This is a genomic window from Mycobacterium haemophilum DSM 44634, assembly GCF_000340435.2.
Lineage (GTDB): Bacteria > Actinomycetota > Actinomycetes > Mycobacteriales > Mycobacteriaceae > Mycobacterium > Mycobacterium haemophilum.
Window position 1 is genome coordinate 2,204,309 of the sequence record NZ_CP011883.2, and the last position, 25,987, is coordinate 2,230,295.

The 25,987-nt window shown below is 62.8% G+C and carries 22 protein-coding genes, 1 pseudogene and 1 riboswitch; of the genes and pseudogenes, 20 read left to right on the top strand and 3 right to left on the bottom strand.

The genetic code is table 11. The annotated features are described in order from the left end of the window. Positions 1–287: 287 nt before the first annotated feature. The 15 genes and pseudogenes from B586_RS10365 to B586_RS10435 all read left to right on the top strand — a co-directional run bounded on the left by B586_RS10365 (position 288) and on the right by B586_RS10435 (position 17,485). The gene (locus tag B586_RS10365) at positions 288–1,520 is read left to right on the top strand and encodes a PPE family protein (RefSeq protein ID WP_082607737.1); all 1,233 of its coding nucleotides are present in this window, start codon (positions 288–290) and stop codon (positions 1,518–1,520) included. Positions 1,521–1,944: 424 nt separating this feature from the next. After that, complete coding sequence (locus B586_RS10370; RefSeq protein ID WP_047314215.1) at positions 1,945–2,244, top strand: PE family protein; 300 nt, start codon at positions 1,945–1,947, stop codon at positions 2,242–2,244. 259 nt (positions 2,245–2,503) lie between these two features. Continuing rightward, the gene (locus B586_RS10375; RefSeq protein WP_047314214.1) at positions 2,504–2,800 is read left to right on the top strand and encodes a WXG100 family type VII secretion target; all 297 of its coding nucleotides are present in this window, start codon (positions 2,504–2,506) and stop codon (positions 2,798–2,800) included. 48 nt (positions 2,801–2,848) lie between these two features. Then, positions 2,849–2,986: pseudogene (locus B586_RS10380) on the top strand (WXG100 family type VII secretion target); the annotation flags it as partial. Between the two features lie 133 nt (positions 2,987–3,119). Continuing rightward, a complete protein-coding gene (locus B586_RS10385) occupies positions 3,120–4,022 on the top strand; it encodes an ESX secretion-associated protein EspG (protein ID WP_047314212.1) in 903 nt (300 codons plus the stop codon). Positions 4,023–4,290: 268 nt separating this feature from the next. Further along, positions 4,291–5,802: a type VII secretion integral membrane protein EccD gene (eccD, locus tag B586_RS10390; RefSeq protein WP_054880010.1), complete on the top strand. Its 1,512-nt coding sequence runs from the start codon at positions 4,291–4,293 to the stop codon at positions 5,800–5,802. Next, positions 5,780–7,555, top strand: coding sequence for a type VII secretion-associated serine protease mycosin (gene mycP / locus B586_RS10395; protein ID WP_054880009.1), 1,776 nt, complete (start codon positions 5,780–5,782; stop codon positions 7,553–7,555). Before eccD ends, mycP begins: the two co-directional genes overlap by 23 nt. Before the next feature lie 13 nt (positions 7,556–7,568). Continuing rightward, positions 7,569–8,774, top strand: coding sequence for a type VII secretion protein EccE (eccE, locus tag B586_RS10400; protein ID WP_054880008.1), 1,206 nt, complete (start codon positions 7,569–7,571; stop codon positions 8,772–8,774). Next, a complete protein-coding gene (gene eccA, locus B586_RS10405) occupies positions 8,771–10,603 on the top strand; it encodes a type VII secretion AAA-ATPase EccA (RefSeq protein WP_054880007.1) in 1,833 nt (610 codons plus the stop codon). The genes eccE and eccA overlap by 4 nt, the downstream gene beginning before the upstream one ends. A gap of 182 nt (positions 10,604–10,785) precedes the next feature. Beyond that, positions 10,786–10,962: riboswitch (M-box (ykoK) riboswitch) on the top strand. Between the two features lie 301 nt (positions 10,963–11,263). Continuing rightward, complete coding sequence (locus B586_RS10410; protein ID WP_054880006.1) at positions 11,264–11,563, top strand: PE family protein; 300 nt, start codon at positions 11,264–11,266, stop codon at positions 11,561–11,563. Positions 11,564–11,578: 15 nt separating this feature from the next. Next, the gene (locus B586_RS10415; protein WP_054880005.1) at positions 11,579–12,856 is read left to right on the top strand and encodes a PPE family protein; all 1,278 of its coding nucleotides are present in this window, start codon (positions 11,579–11,581) and stop codon (positions 12,854–12,856) included. Positions 12,857–13,444: 588 nt separating this feature from the next. Continuing rightward, entirely contained in the window at positions 13,445–14,734 is a 1,290-nt protein-coding gene (locus tag B586_RS10420) for a PPE family protein (protein ID WP_054880004.1), read from the top strand. 60 nt (positions 14,735–14,794) lie between these two features. Next, positions 14,795–16,168 carry a PPE family protein gene (locus B586_RS10425; RefSeq protein WP_054880003.1) on the top strand — a complete coding sequence of 458 codons (1,374 nt, stop codon included), beginning with the start codon at positions 14,795–14,797 and terminating at the stop codon, positions 16,166–16,168. Between the two features lie 123 nt (positions 16,169–16,291). After that, entirely contained in the window at positions 16,292–16,603 is a 312-nt protein-coding gene (locus B586_RS10430) for a DUF732 domain-containing protein (protein ID WP_047314203.1), read from the top strand. Between the two features lie 174 nt (positions 16,604–16,777). Next, positions 16,778–17,485 (top strand): MgtC/SapB family protein, encoded by a 708-nt coding sequence (locus B586_RS10435; RefSeq protein ID WP_047314202.1) that lies wholly within the window; start codon positions 16,778–16,780, stop codon positions 17,483–17,485. Between the two features lie 23 nt (positions 17,486–17,508). On the opposite strand, the gene B586_RS10440 is transcribed toward B586_RS10435, so the two are convergent. Then, positions 17,509–18,717 (bottom strand): NAD(P)/FAD-dependent oxidoreductase, encoded by a 1,209-nt coding sequence (locus B586_RS10440; protein WP_054880002.1) that lies wholly within the window; start codon positions 18,715–18,717, stop codon positions 17,509–17,511. 126 nt (positions 18,718–18,843) lie between these two features. Here B586_RS10440 and B586_RS10445 point away from each other — a divergent pair, with 126 nt between their 5' ends. Both B586_RS10445 and B586_RS10450 read left to right on the top strand, forming a co-directional pair. Continuing rightward, the gene (locus B586_RS10445; RefSeq protein ID WP_054880001.1) at positions 18,844–19,797 is read left to right on the top strand and encodes a sterol desaturase family protein; all 954 of its coding nucleotides are present in this window, start codon (positions 18,844–18,846) and stop codon (positions 19,795–19,797) included. Between the two features lie 127 nt (positions 19,798–19,924). Beyond that, on the top strand, positions 19,925–20,602 hold the full coding sequence (locus B586_RS10450) for an Rv1815 family serine proteinase (protein ID WP_047314199.1): 678 nt from the start codon (positions 19,925–19,927) through the stop codon (positions 20,600–20,602). Here B586_RS10450 and B586_RS10455 read toward each other — a convergent pair. Continuing rightward, a complete protein-coding gene (locus B586_RS10455; RefSeq protein WP_054880000.1) occupies positions 20,599–21,054 on the bottom strand; it encodes a nitroreductase/quinone reductase family protein in 456 nt (151 codons plus the stop codon). The two genes, B586_RS10450 and B586_RS10455, sit on opposite strands and share 4 nt — an antisense overlap. 120 nt (positions 21,055–21,174) lie before the next feature. Here B586_RS10455 and B586_RS10460 point away from each other — a divergent pair, with 120 nt between their 5' ends. The 3 genes from B586_RS10460 (at position 21,175) to B586_RS10470 (ending at position 23,975) form a co-directional block, all read left to right on the top strand. Then, positions 21,175–21,858 (top strand): TetR/AcrR family transcriptional regulator, encoded by a 684-nt coding sequence (locus B586_RS10460; RefSeq protein WP_211141480.1) that lies wholly within the window; start codon positions 21,175–21,177, stop codon positions 21,856–21,858. Positions 21,859–22,002: 144 nt separating this feature from the next. Next, positions 22,003–22,503, top strand: coding sequence for a VOC family protein (locus B586_RS10465; RefSeq protein WP_047314196.1), 501 nt, complete (start codon positions 22,003–22,005; stop codon positions 22,501–22,503). After that, positions 22,500–23,975 (top strand): FAD-binding protein, encoded by a 1,476-nt coding sequence (locus B586_RS10470; protein WP_054879998.1) that lies wholly within the window; start codon positions 22,500–22,502, stop codon positions 23,973–23,975. The genes B586_RS10465 and B586_RS10470 overlap by 4 nt, the downstream gene beginning before the upstream one ends. Positions 23,976–24,061: 86 nt before the next feature. On the opposite strand, the gene B586_RS10475 is transcribed toward B586_RS10470, so the two are convergent. Next, positions 24,062–25,981, bottom strand: coding sequence for an ABC transporter ATP-binding protein/permease (locus B586_RS10475; protein WP_047314194.1), 1,920 nt, complete (start codon positions 25,979–25,981; stop codon positions 24,062–24,064). Positions 25,982–25,987 lie beyond the last annotated feature (6 nt).

Below are 25,987 nucleotides of genomic sequence, written 5' to 3' on the forward strand. Positions count from 1 at the left end.
GGATGTTCGACACTTGTCAAAAGACGGCACCTACAACCGGATTGCGGGAAGGCTCGGGGGACCGGCAGGTAAACAATAGTCGTTCGGGAATGAACAGTTGGTCGCGACAGCGGCAGTGCTACGAGCGACCCAACTAGCGTCATGAATAACCAAGTCCCCGGGGCTCTTTGAGCTAGAGGATTAGCAAGAGGGAGATGGCATGTCGGTTGTGACTACCCGGCGGGACGTGTTGGCGGCTGCTGCGGCAGCCAATGTGGTCGTGGCTGGTTAAGGGGCAGGGTATGGCGATTGATTTTGGCGCGTTGCCGCCTGAGGTCAATTCTGGACGAATGTACTCGGGTGTGGGTTCGGCGCCGATGATGGCTGCAGCGTCGGCTTGGAATGCGTTGGCTGCTGAGTTGAATTCGGTGGCTATGGGTTATGAGCAGGTGGTGACCGCGCTTTCGAGCGAGGAGTGGTTGGGGCCGGCGTCGGCTTCGATGGCTGAGGCGGTCACGCCGTATCTGGCGTGGATTAATGCCACGGCGGCGCAGGCTGAGCAGGCGGCCATGCAGGCGAGGGCGGCCGCGGCGGCTTTTGAGGCCGCGTTTGCCTCGGTGGTGCCCCCGCCGCTGATCGCGGCCAACCGTGCTGAGGTGGCGCAGTTGTTGTCGAGCAACGTGTTGGGGCAAAACACCGGGGCGATTGCGGCCCTGGAGGCCCAATACGGTCAGATGTGGGCTCAAGATGCCGCGGCGATGTACAGCTATGCCGGCAGCTCGGCGACGGCCTCGGCGGTGACCCCGTTTACCGCGGCGCCGCAGATCACTAGTCCTGCTGCTCAGGACGTCCAGATGGCCGCGGCGAGCGCGGCCACCGGCACCTGGGCTGGCACAGCCCAGCAAACGCTGAACAGCTTACTGACCCAGATCACCAGTACGCTGAGCAGTCTCGCGGCGCCCATTACCCAACCCATCCAGACCGAATTGGGTTCGTTAGGGTCCTCGACGAGTCCGCTGTCGCCGCTGTGGCAGATACTGTTCGGTACCACCACTTTCCCGTCTAGCCTTGAGGCGTTTTTGACGGCGTATACGCCGTATGCAAGCTTCTTCTATAACACCGAGGGTTTGCCGTACTTCAGTGTCGGTATGGCCAACAACTTTGTTCAGACCGCAAAGACTGTGGGGTTGATTGGTGGGGCGGCGCCGGCGGCCGGGGCCGGGGGTGCTGCCAAGGGGTTGGGCGGCTTAGGCGGGTTGCTTGGCGGTGGTGGCGGCGGGGGACCGATATCGGCGGGGCTGGGCAATGCGGCCTCGGTCGGGCGTCTGTCGGTTCCGTCGGTGTGGAGCGGACCACTACCGGGGGCACACGCGCCTGCTCCGTTACCGATCAGCACGATCAACGCCGCCCCGGAGTCCGGCGGGGCGGGGAATCTGCTGGGCGGGATGCCGCTGGCCGGTATGGGTGCCGGGGCGGCCGGCTCTGGCCCCCGATACGGATTCCGCCCCACTGTCATGGCCCGTCCGCCCTTCGCCGGATAACCGCGCAAAGTCCAACGTCAGTAATTGCTGCGGATAACCGGCCTGACAAAGTCGCCTGCGCGTTTATCGCTCCTAGGGATACCGCGCGGTACCCACCCGTTCAGGCCGTTGCTGGACGGTCCTGCCGCGCATTAATCAGCGGTCCGATTTTTGCTGGAGCGCTACAACCGTTGCTACCCGAAATGCCCTGACCAGCGTGCTTTTGATTGCTCAGACCGTAATTTATTCACAGGTTTGGTTTTAATCGTCTTGAGCCGACTGCAAACGGGGGCGGCCGCTGTTACCGTGGCGTTACCGAAGGTGAATTTGTGGTGTCGTCCCATGAACAGTTGTGAACAGGTGGCCTTGAAAACAGCTTCTGGCGAAACAGTCATCTACTCTCGGCAGAGAGCGGTTGCTGGGGATATTTAGAGGAGGAACAGCCATGCCGTTTGTGACTACACAGCCCGAGGCTTTGGCCGCCGCCGCCGGAAACCTCCAGGCTATCGGCACGGCTATGAGCGCTCAGAACGCGGCTGCGGCGACACCAACGACGGGTGTGGTGCCAGCAGCCGCCGATGAGGTGTCGGTGCTAACGGCGGCTCAGTTCGCCGCGCACGCCCAGATGTACCAGGCGGTTAGTGCTTTGGCAGCGCAAATTCACGAGTCGCTCGTGACAAACCTGAATACCAATTCAGTCTCTTACGCTGCTACCGAGGCCGCCAACGCGGCCGCTGCCGGCTGACCGGGCTGGCAATTAAGGGGCGGGCGGCCATCGCGCCCCGAAGAACCACGAGGACTCCGTCAACTCGGAAACCGTGGTCAGGGTCCGCCCCGCGTTTCACCGCGGTACGACGTCCGGTGGCGGCCGGCTGAAAGATAAAGATAAGGGGGGATCATCCTTAAATATTCGGGTCGGCGGTTGTGCCGCGCGTAATCGATCCGGCCGCCGCCGTCCATCACAACAACGACTTAACTAATTCAGCGATTGGGAGATAGCGAACATGGCACCACGTTTTATGACCGATCCGGTCGCGATGCGGGATATGGCGGGCCGTTTTGAGATGCACGCCCAGACGGTCGAAGACGAGGCCCGCAAGATGTGGGCGTCGTCGCTGAACATCGCAGGTGCCGGCTGGAGCGGGACCGCGCAGGCAACCTCGTACGACACCATGGGGCAGATGAATCAGGCGTTTCGCAACATCGTGAACATGCTGCACGGGGTGCGCGACGGCCTGGTGCGCGACGCCAACAACTACGAGCAACAAGAGGACGCCTCGCAGCGGGCCCTCGGCAGCTAGCGCAGAAAGCCGCGGCTGCGTACCCTTTAGCCATTAGGAGAACACGATATGATCAGTTACCAGTTCGGCGACGTCGACGCCCATGGTGCCACCATCCGGGCACAGGCCGCATCATTGGAAGCCGAGCATCAGGCCATCATCCGCGATGTGCTTGCTGCCGGGGACTTTTGGGGCGGTGCCAGTAGCAGCATGGCCAGCACCGATAGCGCCGTCGGCGCCAGCTGGGCGTAACACCTATCCTCAAAGCGCGGCAGCACACCACCGCCGGTGTGCTGCCGCGTGTTGCAATGTCCGACCACGTCGACCCCCCGAGGTACTGATGGACCAACAGAGCACCCGCACGGATATCACTGTCAACGTTGATGGCTTCTGGATGCTCCAGGCACTCCTGGACATTCGACACGTCGCGCCGGAGCTGCGGTGCAGGCCGTTCGTATCGACCGACTCCAACGACTGGCTGAATGAACACCCCGGGATGGCGGTCATGCGCGAGCAGGGCATCGTCGTCAATAACGAGGTGAATGAGCATGTCGCGGCTCGACTGCGGGTTCTCGCCGCACCCGACCTTGAAGTCGTTGCTTTGTTGTCGCGGGGAAAGCTGCTCTACGGAGTTGTCGACGACGAGAACCAACCACCGGGTTCGCGTGATATCCCCGACAACGAGTTCCGGGTGGTGTTGGCTCGCCGTGGCCCGCACTGGGTGTCAGCGGTTCGGGTTGGCAACGACATCACCGTTGACGACGTCGCCGTCGCGGACAGCGCATCGATCACCTCTCTAGTGATGGATGGTCTGGAATCGATTCACCACGCGGATCCCGCGGCGATCAACGCGGTCAACGTGCCGCTAGAAGAAATGCTGGAAGCGACAAAGTCGTGGCAGGACTCGGGTTTTAACGTGTTCTCCGGTGGAGATCTCCGGCGTATGGGCATCAGCGCCGCCACGGTGGCCGCGCTGGGCCAGGCGCTGTCAGACCCCGCGGCCGAGGTTGCGGTGTATGCGCGACAGTACCGTGACGATGCCAAGGGGCCCAGCGCCTCGGTGTTATCGCTAAAGGACGGTTCCGGTGGGCGTATCGCGCTTTATCAACAAGCCCGGACAGCGGGTTCGGGTGAGGCGTGGCTAGCGATCTGCCCGGCCACCCCGCAACTAGTGCAGGTGGGTGTGAAAACCGTGTTGGACACGCTGCCTTACGGTGACTGGAAAACTCACAGCAGGGTCTGACGTCGACTGCGAAATACAAAATGCCACAACGTGTTTGACTAACGTATGCAGTCAAGAAATAAACCGTGCATACTACCTTATAATCGGCAGCAAAATTGAAAAAGTAGTGTGACGCCAACCACTAACCGCAAGGCGAGGCAAATGGGTTCGGAACTGGTCGCGCCGCACCTCCCAGGGAGCCGCGGCGCCTCAGCACGTGCAGGTGCGCAGCCCCCGCGCGGCCAGAGGCGCGGGAAACCACATTCACCACATCAGGGGGTGCAGAACGATGACCGCGGTAGCTGACGCGCCACAGACCGACATCGAGGGTGTTTCGTCGCCCCGTGCGGTCGTAGTTGGCATCATGGCCGGCGAAGGCGCCCAGATCGGCGTTCTCCTTGATGCCAACGCCCCGGTGTCAGTGATGACCGACCCACTGCTGAAAGTAGTCAACAGTCGGCTGCGCGAGCTTGGCGAAGGCACACTTGAGCCGACCGGGCGCGGCAGGTGGGCACTGTGCCTGATTGACGGCACGCCGTTACGGCCCACCCAATCGCTGACCGAGCAAGATGTCTACGACGGCGACCGACTGTGGATTCGGTTCATCCCCGACACCGAGCGTCGATCACAGGTGATCGAGCACATCTCCACCGCGGTCTCGGCAAATCTCAGCAAGCGGTTCGCCGCGATTGACCCGATCGTTGCCGTGCAGGTCGGCGCGTCGATGGTAGCGACCGGGGTGGTGGCTGCGTCAGCTTTGCTGAGCTGGTGGCGTTGGCACCACAATTCTTGGTTGTCGGTCATCTACGCCGCGGTGATTGCGCTGCTGGTATTGGCGGTGTCCACGCTGATGCTGATGCGGGCCACTACCCGCGAGGATCGACGCGCTGGTGACATCTTGCTACTGAGTGGGATGGCACCGGTAACTGTGGCCGCAGCGGCCGCGCCACCTGGCCCGCTGGGGTCCCCCCACGCGGTGTTGGGTTTCGGGGTGCTCTCGATTGCCGTGATGCTGGCCCTGCGGTTCACCGGTCGCCAACTCGGTATTTACACCGCAATTATCACTATTTGCGTGGTGGCGGCGATCGCGAGCCTGGCACGGATGGTCGCGATGACCAGCGCGGTGACGCTGCTGTCCTGCGTGGTGCTGGCCTGCGTGCTGCTCTACCACTGCGCACCAGCGCTGTCCCGCCGTCTGGCCGGCATTCGGCTACCGGTGTTCCCGTCGGCCACCAGCCGGTGGGTGTTTGAAGCGCGACCCGATCTGCCCACCACAGTGGTGCGCTCCGACGGAGGCCCGCCAGTATTGGAGGGGCCGGCCTCGGTGCGTGATGTGCTGCTGCAAGCCGAGCGTGCCCGGTCTTATTTGTCAGGTTTGCTCCTGGGGCTGGGCGTGTTGCTGGTAATTTCACTCACCGCGTTGAGCAATCCGCACGCCGGGCAGCGCTGGCTGCCGCTGTTGCTAGCAGGGTTTACCTCGGGTTTCCTGCTGCTGCGGGGCCGCTCGTATGTCGACCGCTGGCAAGCGATCACGTTGGCAGCGACGGCGGTACTCATCGTCGCGGCGGTGGTGGTGCGGTACGCGCTGGTGTTGTCGTCGCCGTTGGCGGTGTCGATCGGGGCGGCAATATTGGTTCTGCTGCCTGCCGCGGGGCTGACAGCTGCGGCGGTCGTACCCAACACGATCTATAGCCCGCTGTTCCGCAAGCTTGTGGAATGGATCGAATACTTGTGCTTGATGCCTATTTTCCCGCTGGCATTGTGGTTGATGGATGTCTATGCCGCGATCCGGTACCGGTAGTAAGAGGGCGCGACGCGGTTGCGTGCCCCGCGCGCTCGTCGCAGTAGCGTTACTTACCTCGGGTGCATTTGCTGGTTTGCCGCCAGCGTATGCGATTTCGCCTCCGACGATTGATCCAGGCGCGGTGCCGCCGGACGGTCCGCCCGGCCCGGCCGCACCGATGAAACAGAACTCCTACTGCACCGAGGTCGGGGTGTTGCCCGGCACTGACTTTCGGCTGCCGCCAAAGTATATGGACATGCTGAACATGTCCGAAGTATGGGAATTCGGTCGCGGCGGTGGGCAGAAGGTAGCCGTCATCGACACCGGCGTGACTCCGCACCCCAGGTTCCCGCACCTGATCGCCGGTGGCGACTATGTGATGGCGGGGGGCGATGGGCTGTCAGATTGCGACGCCCACGGGACCATCGTGGCGTCGATGATCGGCGCGGCGCCGGCGACCGGCGCGCCGGTGCCCGCGGCACCGCGCAGACCTGTCACCATTCCCACCACCGAGAAGCCGCCACCGCCGCAGACTGTGACCTTGTCGCCACTACCTCAGACCGTGACGGTTGTTCCGGCCCCGCCCCCGGAAGAGGGTCCGCCGCCTCCGGGCTTGCCACCGCCACCGCCACCGCCACCTGGCCAGCAGGCTCCGTCAGGCAGCCGGGGCGGCGGCACGGTGACAATACCCAGCTACTCGGGCGGCCGACAGGTAGAGGCCGTTGACAACCCGGCCAACCCGACCAACCCGCGCCCACGCGACCCGGCGCTTAACCCGCCGTCACCGCCGCCGGCGCCTGCGTCGCGCCCCGACGCATACAGCGGGATCGCTCCCGATGTCGACATCATCTCGATCCGCCAGTCAAGCCAGGCCTTTGGCCTTAAGGACTCGTACACCGGCGACGAAGATCCGCAGACATCGCAAAAAATTGACTACGTCCAAACCATGGCGCGGGCCATCGTGCATGCCGCCAACATGGGCGCCACGGTGATCAACATTTCCGACGTCACGTGCATGAGTGCGCGCAATATCATCGATCAGCGCGCGCTGGGAGCGGCCGTCCGCTATGCGGCGGTCGATAAGAACGCCGTCATCGTTGCCGCTGCCGGCGACAGCAGCAAGAAGGACTGCAAGCAGAACCCGCTGTTTGATCCTTTACAGCCGAATGATCCCCGCGACTGGAACGGTGTTACTACAGTCGTCACGCCCTCCTGGTTCAACGACTACGTGCTGACCGTTGGCGCAGTCGATTCGAATGGTCAGCCGCTGACCCAAACGAGCATCGCTGGACCGTGGGTGTCGATCGCGGCGCCGGGAACCGACATTATCGGCCTTTCACCGCGTGATGACGGCCTGATCAATGCGATTGACGGTCCAGACAATACGTTGCTGGTGCCGGCTGGTACCAGCTTCTCGGCCGCGATTGTGTCAGGGGTGGCCGCGCTCGTGCGTGGGAGATACCCCCAGCTCACGGCGTACCAGGTGATAAACCGGTTGATCCACACGGCTAGGCCGCCGGCTCGCGGCGTGGATAACCAGGTTGGCTATGGCATTGTCGACCCGTTAGCCGCACTGACGTGGGACGTACCCGAAGGCCCGGCAAAGCCGCCGCCGCAGCTGTCGTCACCGCTGAATCTGCCCAAGCCGCCTGCCCACCGCGATATGGTGCCTGTGTGGGTGGCCGCCGGAGGACTGACCGCAGCAGTATTGATAGGCGGCGCGGCGTTCGGTACAGCGATGCTGGTGCGGCGAACGCGAAAGCAGCGATGAAGGCGGAGCGGTAATGAAGGCTCAGCGCAGGTTGGGGTTGGCTTTGTCGTGGCCGCGTGTCACGACGGTATTTGTGATCGATATTGTCGTCCTCGTGTTGGCGAGCCACGTCCCGGAGTCATGGCAGGCCGGTCATCATGTCGCGTGGTGGGTAGGTGTTGGAATCGCCGCCGTGATCATGGTGCTGGCGTTAGTCAGCTACCGCGGCATCACGCTGGCGTCGGGTGTGGCCACGTGGGTGTGGGATTGGTCTGCCGATCCTGGCGCCGCGCTGGCGGCGGGGTGTACGCCCGCGATCGATCACCACCGCCGCTTCGGACGCGACACGGTTGGGGTGCGTGAGTACAAAGGCCGGCTCGCGACAGTGATCGCCGTGGACGATGGTGAGGACGACCCAACGGGGCGACATCGGCACCGGACAACGCCGGCAAGTTTATCGGTACAAGCCGTTGCCGATGGGCTGCGGCAGTTCGATATCCACCTCGATGGCATCGACATTGTCTCGGTGAAGATACGCCGCGGCGGCAACGCGGCCGAACTTTCAGCACTCGATGACTGGGGGCCCGAAGAATGGGGGCTGGTGAGTGATCGCCCGCCCACCTATCAACGCCGCACCTGGCTGGTGTTACGGATGAACCCGCAGCGCAACGTCGCCGCGGTGGCTGCCCGGGATTCGCTGGCTTCGACGTTGGTGGCGGCCACCGAGCGACTCGCCCAAGATCTCGACGGACAAGACTGTGCGGCCCGGCCGTTAACCGCCGACGAGCTGGCCGAGGTCGACAGTGCCGTGCTGGCCGATCTGGAACCAACGTGGAGCCGCCCGGGATGGCGCCATCTCAAGCACTTCAATGGGTTCGCGACTAGCTTCTGGGTGACGCCGTCCGACATCGATTCCGAGACACTGGATGAGCTGTGGCTGCCTGACCTCCCCGACGTTGGGGCCACCGTGATCACGATCCGTCTCACCAGTCGCGGTGGCCGACCCCGGCTTTCGGCGTGGGTGCGTTACCACAGCGACAGCCGATTGGCCAAGGAGACATGGAGCGGACTCAACCGCCTGACCGGCCGCCAATTAGCCGCGGTGCGCGCTAGCTTGCCGGCGCCGGCGGCCCGGCCCGTATTGGTCGTGCCCAGCCGAGAGTTGAGCGATCGTGACGAGCTGGTGCTGCCGGTGGGGCAGGTGCGGGAAAGCTCAGCGAGCTTACCTGCAGGGCAATGACCCGCCCACAGTCAACCGCCGAAGATGCCCGCAACGCTATGGTCGCCGGGCTGCTCGCGTCGGGGATCTCCGTCAACGGACTGCAGCCCAGCCACAACCCGCAGGTTGCGTCGCAAATGTTCAAGACGGCCACCACCCTTGATCCAGGGATGTGTGATGCTTGGCTGGCGCGAATATTGGCCGGTGATCAAAGCATCGAGGTGCTGGTCGGCGCATGGAGTTCAGTCAGGACGTTCGGCTGGGAGACGCGTCGCCTTGGGGTCACCGATTTGCAGTTCCGTCCCGAAGTGTCCGACGGGTTGTTTTTACGACTAGCGGTAACCAGCGTGGAGTCGTTGGCTTGCGCTTATGCCGCCGTGCTCGCCGAGGCGAAACGCTACGAGGATGCGGCCAAACTGCTTGAGGGCATCGAGCCGCGGCACCCTTTCGACGCCGAGCTAGTCAACTATGTGCGGGGGGTGCTGCACTTCCGAACCAAGCGTTGGCCGGACGTGCTTACCCAATTTCCCGAGGGAAAGCAGTGGCGTCACCCCGAGCTGAAAGCCGCGGGCGCGGCAATGGCCACTTCGGCGCTGGCGTCGCTTGGGGTTTTTGAAGAAGCGTTCCGGCGTGGCCAGGAAGCAATCGAGGGGGACCGCGTGCCCGGCGCGGCCAACATCGCTTTGTACACCCAAGGCATGTGCTTACGACACGTCGGTCGCGACGACGAAGCTGTCGAGCTATTGCGCCGGGTGTATTCGCGGGACGCGAAGTTCACCCCGGCTCGAGAAGCGTTGGATAACCCCAACTTCCGGCTGATACTGACTGACCCGGAAACAATTGAGGCCCGCACTGATCCGTGGGATCCAGACAGCGCTCCGACCCGTGCGCAGACCGAGGCCGCCCGCCACGCGGAGATGGCCACAAAGTATTTGGCGGAAGGGGATGCCGAGCTCAACGCGATGCTGGGCATGGAACAAGCCAAGCGGGAAATCAAACTCATCAAGTCGACGACAAAGGTGAACTTGGCCCGCGCCAAAATGGGTTTGCCGGTACCGGTGACATCGCGCCACACCTTGTTGCTTGGACCACCGGGTACCGGGAAGACCTCGGTAGCACGCGCTTTCACTAAGCAGCTGTGCGGATTGACCGTGCTGCGCAAGCCGCTCGTGGTCGAGACAAGCCGCACCAAGCTGCTGGGTCGGTATATGGCCGATGCGGAGAAGAACACCGAGGAGATGCTTGAGGGTGCGTTGGGTGGAGCGGTCTTCTTCGATGAGATGCACACCCTGCACGAGAAGGGCTACACCCAAGGAGACCCCTACGGCAATGCGATTATCAATACGCTGCTGCTGTACATGGAGAACCATCGCGACGAGCTGGTGGTGTTCGGAGCGGGCTACGCCAAGGCGATGGATAAAATGCTCGAGGTGAATCAGGGTCTGCGACGGCGGTTTTCGACGGTGATCGAGTTCTTCAGTTACACCCCCGAAGAGTTGATCGCGCTGACCCAATTGATGGGCCAGGAGAACGAAGACGTCATCACTGAGCAAGAGGCACAGGTGCTGTTGCCGTCGTACACCAAGTTCTACCTGGACGAGACCTATTCCGAAGACGGAGATCTGATTCGGGGTATCGACATGCTCGGCAATGCCGGCTTCGTGCGCAATGTAGTGGAGAAGGCCCGCGACCACCGTAGTTTCCGCCTCGACGACGAGGACCTCGATGCGGTGCTGGCCAGCGACCTCACCGAATTCAGCACGGACCAACTGCTGCGGTTCAAGGAGTTGACCAGTGCCGACCTGGCCGAAGGCCTCAGTGCGGCGGTGGCCGAGAAGAAGTCATCGTAGCCTATGGCGGCCCGGCGGCAATGTCGCGGGCGTACCTGCGCCGGCTCCAGCTGAAACGTCTCGCTGGACTTCGTATCCGCGGCACCACTGTGAACGGCTGATTTGTGTTGGGCTACTGCAGTGTTGCAATCGTCTGGCAGTTGCCTTGACTCACCTTGCCCCGAGTGCCACGATGGCCTGTGCAAGCACCTCGCTAGGTGAGGCGTCTGCACGGATATAGGCCACTGACCTCGAACGTCGAAAGACGCCCAGGGTCAGGACAGCTCCTCCCGGATTAAGGGTTGAGCCCAAGTGGCTTCCGACTCTGATTGAGCCGGATACGCCGTGTGGTGCCAAAGCTCTGACGAGAGGGGTGCCGTACTCGGGTATTTCGTGCCGAGCCGTCCTCCCCACAGTGCAATGTGCGGCACCCTCGTGTGCCTCGGCCGTGAGGAGGTGAGAGCGAAATGAGTCCCGACGATAGTCCGTATTCCAAATCGACGACCATTTCGTTGCGACCCGACCCGGGCACCGTTTCCACAGTCTGAATCGGCTTACCCCCGAAAGATCTGATCCGATCGTCTCCGCTTCGCGGATTCGTGTGAGTGAACTGCGCCGAAAGTAGCTCCGGAGGTAGCCACAGAACTTCGGGTTTGGTCTCTTTCCGTGAGGAGAAGTCCGATGTCGTTTGTCTTTACTTATCCAGAAGCGTTAGCTACGACGGCTGGTCACCTAAGCAGGGTTGGATCCGTGATGGCTACCCAAAACACGGCTGCGGCAGCTGCGACCACAGGGCTGCTTCCTGCCGCCGCTGACGCGATATCAGCCTTGATCGCAACACAATTCAACGCACACGGCGCGATGTACCAGGCGGCGAGCGCCCAAGCGATGGCAGTGCACGAGCTGTTTGTCGCGATTTTGGGTGCGAGCGCGGATTCCTATGCGGCCACCGAAGCCGCCAACGCGATCGCAACCAGCTAGACGAGGAGCGTAACGATGACTGCAGCACTGGACTTTGCCACGTTGCCGCCCGAAATCAACTCCGCGCGCATGTATGCCGGGGCTGGCTCCAAGCCACTGCTGGCCGCCGCGTCGGCTTGGCGTGGGTTGGCCGTAGAACTGCGTTCGACGGCGCTGTCGTACGGCTTGGTGCTGACGGCGCTGACGAGCGAAGAATGGCATGGACCCGCAGCGGCGTCGATGGCAGCTGCGGCCAGGCCATATCTGACGTGGATGAGCACCGCAGCCGGGCAAGCCGAGCAGACTGCCGTGCAGGCCGAGGCTGCCGCGGGGGCTTATGAGTCCGCGTTCGTCGCCACGGTTCCCCCGCCGGCGATTGCGGCCAATCGCGCTCAGCTGGTGGCGCTGACTGCCAGCAACGTCCTAGGCCAGAACACACCGGCGATCGCGGCCACCGAGGCTCAGTACGCCGAGATGTGGGCTCAGGATGCCATGGCCATGTACGGTTACGCCGGCACCTCGGCAGCTGCCTCCCGACTGAGCCAATTCGCTCAGCCGCAGCAGAACACCAGCCCGAGCGGGCTGATCGCCCAATCCGCCGCGGTGGCTCAAGCCGGCGCCACCTCAGCCGGGACCCAGCAGAGCACCCTGTCTCAGCTGATGTCCGCGTTGCCCACCGCGCTGCAGGGACTGGCATCGCCGGCGTCGTCCTCGTCGCCGACGACGGGTCTCGGGGCTCTGCTCAGCGGACTGGAGGGATGGAACCCGTTTGCTGCGGGGTCTGCGAGTGAGACGACCGGACTCAATGGGTTGCTGAATTTATTTTCAAGCGATAATACGACATTCGGCGCTTTATTGAATTCGACTCTCGGCAACACCATATTTTCGTCCGGCTTCTTCATGCCAAGCAATACGGTGGCGCCATTTTTGAGTTTGCTGGGTGCTGGAACAGCCGGGAATGCGGCCGGCGAAGCATTAGGAGATGTCGCGGCCAGTGGGATTGGTAATGCGATGGCTGGCCCGCTGGGCGGCGTGAGCGGGTTGGGCGGGTTTGGGGGCGCACTTTCCGCTGGGTTGGGTCACGCGCCCGTCATCGGCGCATTGTCCGTACCGCCGAGCTGGACCACGGCAGCACCAGCCACCAGCCCGCTGGCCTCGACGTTGGGTGCCACGCCATTGAACGCGCCCTCGACGGTCGCTACTGGGTTGCCCGGGATGCCGCTGGGCAGTATGGGGGGCCAGTCATTCGGTCGCGCCGTCCCCCAATACGGCTTTCGTCCCACTTTTGTAGCACGCCCACCCGCCGCCGGATAGCCAGGGAGATATCCCCGCGCTTGCGCATGACTTTTGGTGAAACTCCATGAGGTGTGCTGTGCGAATTAAACGATCAATATGGCGACATTGATGCCCACAGCCTCGCCAGTCCGACTACACCAACGCCCACCATGGCGACCTGGACGCCTAGAATGGTAACCGCTAATAGTCGTGCAATATCGGGTCGTAGAGTTCACAGCCAGCGGCGGCGATAAATAGCGCTATTCGACATTAATAAAAGTCGCCAATGGCGTCGATCCGCGGAGGACTTTCCGTCGAATTACAGATACCCGGATGGGTTAACTGCGATGCCGTCTCACGCGGGTCGACAGGTCCGTGAGGTTTTTTGTTTACGTTGTCATTACACGGCGGGAACGCAGCTTGAATAAGTTTTAATCATGATCGTCGTTACATTAGCTCGGGCAGCCTCAGCGGGCAGATGGCAGCCTGACAAATTTCTTAGGTAGCGAGCAGGGGGATCTGTTGCCATCGGATTTGACGGATTTTATTAGCGGTATTACAGACTGACGTGCCGGGCTAGGTGGCCGCGCTTAGGATGGCGGCCACTTAGGGGATCGGAGGTGATAGATGCTTGATTTCGGGGCGCTGCCGCCGGAGATCAACTCCGGTCGGATGTATGTGGGTGCGGGCTCGGCGCCGATGTTGACTGCGGCGGCGGCGTGGGATGAGTTGGCTGCCGAGCTACAGTCCACGGCGGCGTCGTACGGTACCGCGATCGAGAGCCTGACAGTTGGCCCGTGGACGGGGGCATCTTCGATTGCGATGGCAGCTGCGGCCGCGCCTTATGCGGCATGGATGGGTGCGACTGGCGCGCAGGCCGAACGGGCGGCCACGGCGGCCAAGATGGCAGCGGCTGCCTATGAGGCCGCGTTCGCCGCAATGGTGCCTCCGCCGGTGATTGCGGCCAACCGAAGCCTGCTGATGGCGCTCGTCGCCACCAACTTGTTTGGTCAAAACACTCCCGCGATCTTTACCGCTGAAGCCCATTACCTGGAGATGTGGGCTCAGGATGCCGACGCAATGTACACCTATGCGGGCTCGTCGGCGATCGCGTCGCGATTGGCGCCGTTTACCGATCCACCGCAGACTGTCACTACCGCGGCCAGGACCGCGCAGTCGGCAGCGGTTTCTCAGGCCAGCAGCGTGGCCGCCGCCAACCTCGGCGGGCAGCTGTCCCAACTGATTAATTCGGTGCCGACCGCGTTGCAAAGTCTGGCAACGACGGTGTTGTCGTCGCCGTCGACCGGGTCGCAAAACGCTTTCGCTGGGCTTGTGTTGCCGCAGTTGATCTCAGCGACGTTGCCGGGACTTTCGACGGATCTAGCCAACTGGGACACCATCTGGTCGGCTTTGACCGGGCCGTATTCCCTGCAGGGGTGGACTTCCATACCTGGTGGCCCGTTTTTGTCGTTTGGACAGGCCTACGCGTGGGCTCAAAACGGACAGGGAGCCGCGGCGTATTTCGCGGGCCCGAAAGCGATCAGCGGGGCGTTGGCTCCGATAGCTGATTCATTGACCCCCCACGTGGGTCCAGCCGGTGCGGGTCCGGTGTCAGGAGCGTTGGGACGGGCGGCCGCGGTGGGAAGTTTGTCGGTGCCTCAGAGCTGGACCCACGCCGCCCCGGCGATCAAAACCCTGGCCTCGGTGTTACCGGCCAACCTAGCGGCTGCGCCGGTGGCGTCGTCTGCCGGCACCAACGGCGTCTTTGGCCAGATGGCCCTGTCGAGCTTGGCTGGACGCGCGATCGCAGCGAGCGCGTTCAGCGCTGCCAGCGGGGGGCCGGCGCAATCCCCAGCTGCCGTGGTCACCGAGGCCGCCACCGCCACCATCATTGTGATCCCCGTCGTTGAGGCATGACCATCGTGACCCCAGCGATAGCCCAGCACCACCTACGACCAGCTAACAAGGGGTATCGAGATGTTTTATGCAGCGTTTCCGCCCGAAATTAACTCCGGCAGGATCTATGCCGGTCCAGGCTCGGGGCCGATGCGTGCCGCCGCGGCGGCCTGGGACACGCTGGGCAGCGGACTACAGTCCATCCTGGCTTGGTATTCGTCAGTGATCTCGACCCTGACCAGCGGCCCCTGGATAGGTCCGTCGTCGCTCGCCATGACCAATGCGCTCGCCCCCTTTCTGAGTTGGCTATACGCCACCGCCGCACAAACCACCCAAGCCGCGACCCAAGCCGACGCCGCCGCAAGCGCCTACGAGACCGCATTGGCCGCCCACGTACCACCGGACGTGATAGCAGCCAACCGCAGTCAACTGGCCTCGCTGATGGCAGCTAACCTGTTCGGGCAGAACACCGCCGCGATCGCAGCCACCGAAGCCCACTATCTCGACATGTGGGTCCAAGACGCTCTGGCCATGGACACCTACGCCGGCACCTCAGCGGCTGCCACCACACTGACCGCGTTCACCGCGCCACCCCACGTCACCGACACCAGCACAACAGCCGGCCAGGCCGGCGCGCTGTTATCGGCACTATCCGCAATGCCCAACCCACTGTCCTCGGTGCTAGAAGTAGGCGCAAACCTGTCCACCGGCTACACCGCCACTGTCAACGCGCTACTGAGCGGCCTTTTTGGGCCAACCGGTGCATCGACGTTGACCGCCCTGTACTCCGCAGTCAAGGTTCCCCTTGGCTTTACCACGCAATTCAACGACATCGGGCTGCTGACGAACTTTCCCATATCGCAGTTCCTCAAGTTCGTCCCATCCACGCCCTTGGGCCCCATCCCCAAAGAAGGACTCGGCGGCGGGCTCGTACCCAATGCCCGCCTGGGCTGGCTGACCAGTGCGATATCGGGCAACAACGTCACGGCGAATTTCGGCCGCGGCACCCTGGTCGGGGCGTTAACCGTGCCGCCTAGCTGGGCCACCGCCACCCCAGCCATCAGAACCGTTGCCGCGGCATTGTCGGCCGCCGGGCCACAAGCCGTGCCGGCAGCCGCCCTCAGCGCCGGCAGCTTACTCAGCTCTATGTCGGTGGCTGGCATGCTCGGCAGCGCGCTGGGCGCCGGGGCTCCCAGCGCTTTGACCTGCACCCGTACCGGCGGCCGACACCGCCTGGCCCCACTCGCAGACCTCAAAGACGCCACCTCGCCCGACAATCTGAAACGTCTGGTCGCACAGATCTCCGAAAAACCCGAAACCGTGCAACACCACACCGTCGATCACGACGGCCTCGACGCCTTGCTCGACCAACTCTCAAAAAAACCGGGTATCCACGCCGTGCACTTATCCAACAGCAAACCCAAAGTCGTTCCATCCGACGCCCAATCGGGCTAATGGGCAACCCAATTCAGTGTTTGAGCTGCTCACTTTATGCGCCCTACAGTTTCGATTAGCAGACCGAAGAAGATGGTGTCATTGCGAATTCAGATCTGCCCAGGCCCGGGAGAAAGACGAGTCATGAGACTGCTACTTGTACTGCTCGGCGCTACTGCCATGATCGGCCTCGCCGTTCCCGCGTACGCCGACCCAGACGGTGACGACGCGGGTTTCATCGCGGCTCTGCAGCAGACCGACATCGGCTTCAGTAACCCAGGTCAAGCTGTCGCGTCCGCCAAAGCGGTATGCACGTGCTTGAACAACGGCGAATCGGGCCTGGAACTCATCCAGGACCTCAAGACCCACAACCCCCAAATCACCATGGATCACGCAGCCAAGTTTGCCGTGCTTGCGGCGAAATACTACTGCCCTCAACAACTTTCCAAGGCATAGCGCGACCCAGCGGTTTAGCCGCCAGAAACGGTTCAGCCGCACTTTAGCCGATTCGGCAAGGAGACATCTGCCGTTCACCTGCGCCTGGTTAGCTGCCGCGGTCTGCCGACGTCAAGATGCTGCGAGGGGTGGTGCTGGGCACTGAGCCTCGTGATCGGGAAAGGGTGCGGCGCCATGCATACGCTGAGCATCGCCGATTTCGCGCTCCGACTGGCCGTCGGGGTGGGTTGCGGCGCACTGATCGGCCTTGAGCGGCAATGGCGGGCGCGCATGGCCGGACTGCGCACCAACGCCTTGGTGGCCGCCGGAGCCACCTTGTTTGTCCTCTACGCGGCCGCCACGCAGGACAGTAGTGCCACCAGAGTCGCGTCCTATGTGGTGTCGGGGATCGGGTTTCTCGGCGGCGGGGTAATCCTGCGCGAGGGGTTTAACGTCCGGGGCCTCAACACCGCAGCCACCCTGTGGTGTTCGGCGGCAGTCGGTGTGCTGGCTGCCTCTGGGCACCTGCTATTCACCGTGATCGCCACCGGCACCATCGTCGCTATCCATTTGCTGGGTCGCCCACTTGGCCGGCTGATCGACCGCGATAACGTCGTCGAAGAGGACGAAAGCCTGCGGCCATATCAAGTACAGGTGATCTGTCGTCCCAAATCGGAAAAGTACGCGCGCGCTCACATCGTGCAACACACCAGCAGCAACGACATCACCCTGCGGGGTATCCACACTGGGCAGGCCGACAGCGACAACATCAGTTTGACGGCACACTTGCTCATGGACGGCGATACGCCGGCCAAGTTGGAGCGACTGGTGGCTGAACTTTCGCTGCAACCCGGCGTATACGCCGTCCACTGGTACGCCGGCGATCAAGCGCAGGCAGACTGAGACCCGACTTATCAGGGCCCCAGCTAGGGGCGGGCCTGCAGGTCGGGTGCGGCCGCGGCTAGCAAGTCGGCGCGGTTGCCGGTCAGTGGCGGATAGATCCTGCGGGTATTGATGGTGCGCTTGGTGGCCTTGGCCTGCGCGCCATCGGCGACTACCACCCGATCCCACCCCTCGGTGTACACCGCGCCAGCCGGTCCCAGATCGAGAACCGTTACGTACCAAGGGATACGAAGAGTCAACATCGGCTCACCGAACAAGTCGCTGATGACGTTGTAGCCGGCATAGCGTCCCATTGGGCGCCCGTGTTGACACGACATCACCGACAGGTGCTCGCTATCCATCCGGGCCGCAGCCACGTCACCGGCAGCGAACACCGAGGGCACGCCGGTCACCCGTAGATAGTCGTCGACCGGTACCCGGCCCAGCCGGTCGCGTGCAACCGGTATGTGCTCGGTCAGTGAGCTGGCTCGCATGCCCGCACACCACACCACGGTGGCCGCGTTCAGCTGCTCACCCGTTGACAGCGACACACCGCCCGCGCTGACGGCGACAACACCGGCTCCCGCCCTGATCTCAACGCCGTTATCCGTCAAGGCCTGCTCGATCACCGGTCGCGCCGCCGCGCCCATATCGGAGCCAACCAAGGGATTGTGGTCGACCAGCACCACCCGCGGTGCGATGCCGTCCAGGGCAAACAACGTCCGAAGCCTGCTCGGCAGCTCGCAGGCCGCCTCGATCCCGGTGAGCCCAGCACCGATCACGACGACTGTGGCCGCGGCTGGCTGCAGCAGCCCGGCCGCACTGTGCGCTAAGGCGCGCAAGTGGTGCTCCAACGTGAGGGCGCCGTCGTAGGTGTCGACGTCAAAACCGAACTCGCGCAGACCCGGAATGGCGGGTTTGACCACGTGACTGCCCGCTGCCAGCACCAGTCGGTCGTAGCTGTATGTCGCACCGCTTGACGTGGTGACTGTGTTGGCGTCGGCGTCGATCGCGGTGACCTCTGCGGTGAGATGCGCAACTCCGGCCGGGTCGAGCACATCAGCGAGCGGAATGCGGCAGCCGCTCAAATCGGCCTCGTAGTTGCGAACCCGGATGTCATGAAAAGGCTTGGCACTCAACACGGTGATATTGACGGTGCCTGCGGAGACCCCGAGCTCGTCAAGCCGTCGAGCGGCACCGAGCGCCGCCCACAGCCCCGCGAACCCGGAGCCGATTACAACCACATCGGTCATCGGCTCAGCACCTCACTTGTCGCCGCCATCAATCAGATGTACCGCCCACCCGACCAAGGTGCATGTACCGGCCCAGCTCTACCATTTGGCGCTCACCCAGTGCACGCGGGGTCGTAGTCTATTTACGTGGGTGCGTTGGCTGGTTTCTGGTCTGAGTTACCCCCGCAACTGCGGGATCCGGTGCTGTTCGCCATTCCGTTCTTTCTACTGCTGTTAACTCTGGAGTGGACGGCGGCCCGCAAGCTGGAACGGATCGACGCTGCCGTCCCCAAAAAGTCCCACCCGCCGCGACCACCCTCCGGCGCGTATCGCACCCCCGATTCGGCGGCAAGCATCTCGATGGGGTTGGTCTCGATCGCCACCACCGCCGGCTGGAAAGCCTTGGCCCTGCTCGGTTATGCCGCGATCTATGGCTATCTGGCGCCGTGGCATCTGCCGGTATCCCAGTGGTACACCTGGGTTATCGCGATCCTCGGTGTCGACCTGCTGTACTACGCCTACCACCGCATCGCTCACCGGGTCCGGCTGATCTGGGCGACGCACCAGGCCCACCACTCGAGCGAATACTTCAACTTCGCCACCGCATTACGCCAGAAGTGGAACAACAGCGGCGAGATCTTGATGTGGATTCCGTTGCCGCTGTTGGGGCTTCCCCCTTGGATGGTGTTCTTCAGCTGGTCGCTGAACTTGATCTACCAGTTCTGGGTACATACCGAGCGGATCGACAGACTACCGCGGCTCTTTGAATTCATCTTCAACACACCGTCACACCATCGGGTGCATCATGGGATGGACAAGATCTACCTCGACAAGAACTACGGTGGCATCTTCATCCTCTGGGACCGGCTGTTCGGTAGTTTTCAGCCGGAGCTGTTCCGCCCGCATTACGGTCTAACCAAACAAGTCGACACATTCAACGTGTGGACCTTGCAGACCCGCGAATACGTGGCGATCGGCCGCGACTGGCGATCGGCGACGCGCCTGCGTGATCGGCTGGGCTACGTCTTCGGACCGCCAGGCTGGGCGCCGCGCAGTGCTGCGCAGGCCGACGGCTGTGTCCCGCTCACCACGTCCCGGTAGCGTTACCTCCTGCCAGAAGTGGCGACTGAACAGGGTGGACGATGTGAAACGCGCTCCTTAGGGGAGGATTACACCGTAACCTCAACCTGCGGTCGGCGGTCGCGCCGGCCCCGACGGATCGGAGTCCATGGTGCGCCGCCTGGCTATGTGCGCATTCGCCGCGTCGGTTGCCGTCATGGCATTCGTGCCCAACCTGTCGCCGGCAGTGGCCAGCGCGGACTCCACATTGGTTTTCCCGGGCATGGAAATCCATCAGGACAACCGCATTTGCACCTTGGGTTATGTCGATCCGGGTCTAAAAATCGCGTTCACTGCCGGGCACTGCCGCGGCGGGGGAGCGGTCACCGACCGGGACCACAATGTCATCGGCCATCTCGCGACATTCCGGGATAGCACGCCCAGCGGCACGACAGTGGCCACTGATCAGTTAATCGCCGACTATGAGGCGATTGTGCTCGACGATCACGTCACAGCGAGCGATATTTTGCCCGGTGGGCGTCGACTGGAATCAAACCCAACCGTGGTAGTTCAGCCTGGACAAGCGATCTGCCATTTCGGTGTTATCACCGGTGAGACCTGCGGAACCGTGGTAAGCGTCAACAACGGGTGGTTCACCATGTCCCACAGCGTCCAGAGTCAGAAAGGCGATTCGGGCGGGCCGGTATACCTGGCCCCCACAGGGGGCCAGGGGCAAATCGTCGGGATTTTCAACAGTGTCTGGGGGGATTTGCCCGCGGCGGTGTCTTGGCGGTCCACCTCCGAACAGGTCCGTCAGGATCTCGGAGTGATGACCAATCCTCGTTAGCGCTTATCAGCGGGAAGGGCGAGCGCGAACACCGGAATCAAGGGCGCGGCAGCACGCAGTTGCTCGTCGGTTGATTCCGGTGTCAATCCTGCGGCGTACCCCTTGACCTGCCAGTACCACCTGGTCAGGTAACGCTTCAACAGTTCAGGTTTAACGGCATCGGGCACCTCGCTGATCCCGGCGCGTTCCCGGCGCCAGCACGGTCCGATCTCGACGACGCCCGCTGCTCTGACATTGCGCGCCCACTGGGTGTTACCGCGTGGCGAGACGACATAGTCGACGCCATCAACGGTCAGCAGGTTGATCACCACGGCACGCTGTTTACCCGTCTTGCGGCCGTGCACCCGCAGCGCCTGAGTCCCGGCGATGCTGATCCCCAATTCGGCCAGCCAACGAATTACCGCGTTGGCGGCCCGCGCAGCGCGGTTCGGCTCTACATATTGCGTGGACATCGTGCATCCCTCTCGATCGGATCAACCGCCCTTGAGAGCGGTGCTCTCGATTCTGATTACGCTGCCACAGCGCTGACTAGAACGCAAGAGCGGTGATCTCGGTTGTGTCAGACTGGCGGTGTGGGTAACCGGCAGGACTCGCGGAAGCACGTCGAAGCGCAAATTGTCGAACTAGGCCGTCGCCAGCTGGTCGATCACGGCGCAGCCGGATTGTCGTTGCGTGCAATAGCTCGCGACCTGGGCATGGTTTCCTCGGCGGTGTACCGCTACGTGTCAAGCCGCGATGAGTTGCTGACCTTGCTGCTTGTCGACGCCTATTCCGAGCTGGCCGACACCGTGGAGCGGGCCCGCGACGCCGTAACCGATCAGTGGACCGACGACGTGATCGCCATCGCGCGGGCGGTGCGGCAATGGGCCGTCACGCACCCCGCTCGCTGGGCCCTGCTGTACGGCAGCCCGGTGCCGGGATATCACGCCCCCGCGGAGCGCACCCTCGGAGTCGGCGCCCGGGTGGTGGGAGCGTTGTTCGACGCCATCGCCGCCGGGATTGCCACCGGGGACATCAGATTGACCAATGACGTGGTCCCGCAACCGATGTCATCGGACTTCGAACGGATTCGCCGGGAGTTCGGTTTTCCCGGCGATGATCACGTCGTCGTCAAGTGCTTTTTGCTGTGGTCAGGCGTGGTAGGTGCGACCAGCCTGGAGGTCTTCGGGCAGTACGGCGCCGACACCCTGACCGACCCGGAGGCAGTGTTTGACATCCAGATGCGGCTGTTGGTGGGTGTGTTGACGCAGCATTGACGGTCGCTACCCACGACTGCCAGACCGAAATTAGAACGTGTTCATTCGACTTTCCCCGGCCCTGCGCGGCTTATTGTGGCAAAGTTTTTCTCGAGTCCGCCGAGCCCTTCTGCCGGCCGGCAGGCTGGGCTATCCTGCGAGGCGATGCACCTTCCCGTTCAGTCGCCGACACAGATCGCGTGGGTTACCTCGGACCTGGACGCCACGGAAGCGGCTCTCACCGGCCTGTTAGGCGTTCGCAAGTGGGTGCGGATTACCGATGTGCATTTTGCTCCGGATGCCTGCAGCTACCGCGGCAAACCCGCAGATTTTGTGGCGAGCATTTCGCTGAGCTACCTCGGGGACATTCAGTTGGAGCTGATCACGCCGGTCCGGGGCGAGAATGTCTATAGTGATTTTTTGCGTGATTGCGGACCCGGTTTGCACCACATCTGCATCGAAGCCGAGAGCCCGGAAAGATTTGATGCGGCGCTGGCCGAGGCCGCCGGCCGCGGCGCAGAAGTGGTGCAGCAGGGCGTGATGCCTGGCGACATCCGGTTCGCCTATGTGTCAAAGCCCCAGGCGGGAGTGCCGTTCATCGAGATCGCGTATGTCCCGCCGGCGATCAGGGCTTTCTACGACTACATCAAACAGGAGCAGCGGTGAACTCCGAACTACCCGCCACCGTCAGTGCGGACACCGTGGCGTCCTGGTCAGATGACGTTGATGTGGTGGTGATCGGCTTCGGCATTGGCGGGGGATGCGCCGCTGTCAGCGCCGCGGCGTCCGGCGCGCGGGTGCTGGTTCTCGAGCGCTCCGCCGCGGCGGGCGGTACCACTTCACTTGCTGGCGGGCATTTCTACCTGGGCGGAGGAACGGCGGTCCAGCAGGCGACCGGTCACCCCGACTCGCCCGAGGAGATGTACAAGTACTTGGTCGCGGTGTCGCGGCAACCCGACGAAGCTCATCGGGCCAAGATTCGTGCCTACTGCGATGGCAGTGTCGAGCACTTCAATTGGCTTGAAGACCTGGGTTTCCAGTTCGAGCGCAGCTACTTCCCGGGGAAGGCGGTGATCCAGCCCAACACCGAGGGCTTGATGTACACCGGCAACGAGAAGGTGTGGCCGTTCCTCGAGTTGGCGGCGCCGGCGCCGCGGGGGCACAAGGTGCCAGTACCCGGCGACACCGGCGGCGCCAACATGGTGATCGACCTGCTGCTCAAACGGGCTGCAAGCCTGGGCGTGCAGGTGCGCTACGAAACCGGTGCCACCGAGCTCATCGTTGATGGTGCGGGCCCAGAGGCCCGCGTGACCGGCGTGATGTGGAAGCGATTCTCGGAATCCGGTGCTATCAAGGCGAAGGCCGTCGTCATCGCCGCCGGGGGATTCGTGATGAACCCGGAGATGGTGGCCAAATACACCCCAAAGTTGGCCGAGAAGCCATTTGTGCTCGGCAACACCTACGACGACGGGCTGGGCATTCGGATGGGCGTATCGGCCGGCGGCGCCACCCAGCACATGGATCAGATGTTTATTACGGCGCCGCCCTACCCGCCGTCGATCCTGCTCACCGGAATCATCGTCAACAAACTCGGCCAGCGGTTCGTCGCCGAAGACTCCTACCATTCCAGGACTGCCGGATTCATCATGGAGCAGCCAGACAGCGCCGCGTTTTTGATCGTCGACGAGGCGCACCTGGAGCATCCCAAGATGCCGTTGGTCCCGCTGATCGACGGCTGGGAGAGCATCACCGAAATGGAGGCCGCGCTCGACATCCCGCAGGGCAACCTGGTCGCGGCACTCGACCGCTACAACACCTACGCCGCGCTCGGCGAAGATCCCGATTTCCATAAACAGCCGGAATTCCTTGCCCCCCAAGACAAAGGCCCATGGGGTGCGTTCGATCTGTCGCTGGGCAAGGCGCTCTATGCCGGATTCACCATGGGCGGGCTGGCCACGTCGGTGGACGGCCAGGTGCTGCGCGCAGACGGTACGGTGGTGGCCGGCCTGTACGCGGCCGGGGCGTGTGCCTCCAACATCGCCCAGGATGGCAAGGGTTACGCCAGCGGTACACAGTTAGGTGAGGGGTCGTTCTTCGGCCGCCGTGCCGGAGCGCATGCGGCAGCGCGGGCGCGCTAGCGACCGCACGTCAACGAAATTGCCGCCATGGTCGTGACTCCGGTGGAAACCACAACCGTCACGGCAATGTCGGCGCCGTCGCGAGCCTAAACGCGCGCTGGCTCCTTTTCCACCGGGCCCAGCCGCCACTGGCCGCCGCCAAGCAGTTCCAGCTGTTGTTTGTGGAGCAGCTCGACCGCGCGCCGATGGCTGACGCTGACGACCACGCTGTCCGGCAGTTCGCTTCGCAGCATCTCGTAGAGTGCGAATTCCAGCCCTTCGTCAAGCGCGGACGTACTTTCGTCGAGGAATATCGCCTTTGGTTTGGTGAGCAGGATGCGGGCAAAGGCAACGCGTTGCTGCTCGCCGGGGGATAGCACCTTGGCCCAGTCACGTTCTTCGTCTAGTCGGTCACACAGCGGGGTAAGGGCCACCTTTGTCAGCGTGTCTCGCACGGTATCTTCGTCGATGTCGGCTGGCGAATTCGGGTAGCACACCACGCCGCGCAGGTTGCCCAGCGGCACGTAGGGCAACTGCGATAGGAACATCGTTTCGTTCTCGCCGTCGGGGCGGCTGAGGGTCCCAGAAGCGTATGGCCACAATTCGGCCAGGCTGCGTAGCAGCGTGGTCTTGCCGACCCCGGAGCGCCCAGTGATGACCAGCGAGTCGCCGCAGTTAAGTTGCAGCTCTAGCGGGTCAATCAACTGGTCTCCTGCCGGCGTGCGCACCTCGACAGCGGCGACACGAACCGTCCCATCGTCGGTCGACCTAGTTGCTACGTGGGGCAACTCCCGGCTGCGGGCATTTGCATCGACGAGCCCGTGCAAACGGATGATCGCGGCCCGGAAAGCCGCAAATGCGGCGTAGTTGTTGCGGAAGAACGATAACGAGTCGTGAATATTGCCGAATGCGGTCGCGGTTTGGCCGACGTCCCCCAAGTTAATTTTTCCGGCAAACAGCCGCGGCGCTTGAAGAATCCACGGCAGCGGAACAATGGTCTGGCTGACTGAGGCGTTCCAACCAAGGAACCCGATGGTGCGGCTGACGTATCTGCGGTAATTGTCGATGATCGGTGTGAAGCGCCGCCCCAATTGCTTTCTTTCAGCCCGCTCACCGCGATAGAACGCAACTGCTTCGGCGGCGTCGCGCAACCGCACCAATGCATAGCGGAAGGCAGCGTTGAGCTTTTCGTTGGCAAAGCTCAGCCTGATGAGCGGGCGGCCGATCCAGAACGTGATGATCGTCGCTACCAGCACGTAGACGATGACGATCCAAAACATGGCGCGCGGTATTTCGAGCCCAAACACGTCGAGCCGGCCGGACAGGTTCCACAGGATGGCGGTGAACGAAATTACCGATATCACCGATTCGACAGCCCCAAACAACAGGGTGGTGCCCGTTCCGTTGGACGGAACGTTGGGGGTGCCGCCGGCGCCGGCGGTGAAGATATCGATGTCTTGCTGGATACGCTGGTCGGGGTTGTCGATCGTGTTGTCGATGAATCGTTCCCGGTAATAGGCGCGCTGGTCCAGCCAGTCAGCTGTGAGGTGGTCGGTAAGCCACACTCGCCAGGCGATGATGAACCGTTGGGTCAGGTAAATGTCGGCCATCACGCGGACTATGAATATGACTGCCAAAATGGAGAAAATTCCGAGTGACATCCAAAAGCCATGCACGCCTGACTGTTTGACCAGGTCGCTCTGTGCGCCGGCGCCTTCGAAGGCCGCTTGCAGCGCGTTATACAAGTCTTTGCTTTGGTAGCTGAACAAAACGTTCAACCGCACGCTGGTGACGACCGAGAGCAGCAGCACAGCCAGCATTAGCCACACCCCGACCGACTGCGGGCCGATGAAGTAGCCGCGGGTAATCCGCCAGTACTGGCGGCCCCAGCGGGTGGTGAAGCTGAGCACCACCAAGACGACGACGACGCACACAGCACTGATCGCCCATGCCTTGGCGATCCACCACAACGAGTCTGGCAGCGCGTGGCCCCAGTCGATAGATGGCTGGAATAGGCTTAACTCCACGTTGAC

Coding starts and splice junctions, on each gene's coding strand:
- B586_RS10465 (WP_047314196.1), top strand. CDS start 22,003: ATGCACCTTCCCGTTCAGTCGCCGACACAGATCGCGTGGGTTACCTCG.
- eccA (WP_054880007.1), top strand. CDS start 8,771: ATGACCCGCCCACAGTCAACCGCCGAAGATGCCCGCAACGCTATGGTC.
- eccD (WP_054880010.1), top strand. CDS start 4,291: ATGACCGCGGTAGCTGACGCGCCACAGACCGACATCGAGGGTGTTTCG.
- B586_RS10435 (WP_047314202.1), top strand. CDS start 16,778: ATGCATACGCTGAGCATCGCCGATTTCGCGCTCCGACTGGCCGTCGGG.
- B586_RS10450 (WP_047314199.1), top strand. CDS start 19,925: ATGGTGCGCCGCCTGGCTATGTGCGCATTCGCCGCGTCGGTTGCCGTC.
- mycP (WP_054880009.1), top strand. CDS start 5,780: ATGCCGCGATCCGGTACCGGTAGTAAGAGGGCGCGACGCGGTTGCGTG.
- B586_RS10385 (WP_047314212.1), top strand. CDS start 3,120: ATGGACCAACAGAGCACCCGCACGGATATCACTGTCAACGTTGATGGC.
- B586_RS10425 (WP_054880003.1), top strand. CDS start 14,795: ATGTTTTATGCAGCGTTTCCGCCCGAAATTAACTCCGGCAGGATCTAT.
- B586_RS10440 (WP_054880002.1), bottom strand. CDS start 18,717: ATGACCGATGTGGTTGTAATCGGCTCCGGGTTCGCGGGGCTGTGGGCG.
- B586_RS10420 (WP_054880004.1), top strand. CDS start 13,445: ATGCTTGATTTCGGGGCGCTGCCGCCGGAGATCAACTCCGGTCGGATG.
- B586_RS10415 (WP_054880005.1), top strand. CDS start 11,579: ATGACTGCAGCACTGGACTTTGCCACGTTGCCGCCCGAAATCAACTCC.
- B586_RS10375 (WP_047314214.1), top strand. CDS start 2,504: ATGGCACCACGTTTTATGACCGATCCGGTCGCGATGCGGGATATGGCG.
- B586_RS10430 (WP_047314203.1), top strand. CDS start 16,292: ATGAGACTGCTACTTGTACTGCTCGGCGCTACTGCCATGATCGGCCTC.
- B586_RS10410 (WP_054880006.1), top strand. CDS start 11,264: ATGTCGTTTGTCTTTACTTATCCAGAAGCGTTAGCTACGACGGCTGGT.
- eccE (WP_054880008.1), top strand. CDS start 7,569: ATGAAGGCTCAGCGCAGGTTGGGGTTGGCTTTGTCGTGGCCGCGTGTC.
- B586_RS10370 (WP_047314215.1), top strand. CDS start 1,945: ATGCCGTTTGTGACTACACAGCCCGAGGCTTTGGCCGCCGCCGCCGGA.
- B586_RS10455 (WP_054880000.1), bottom strand. CDS start 21,054: ATGTCCACGCAATATGTAGAGCCGAACCGCGCTGCGCGGGCCGCCAAC.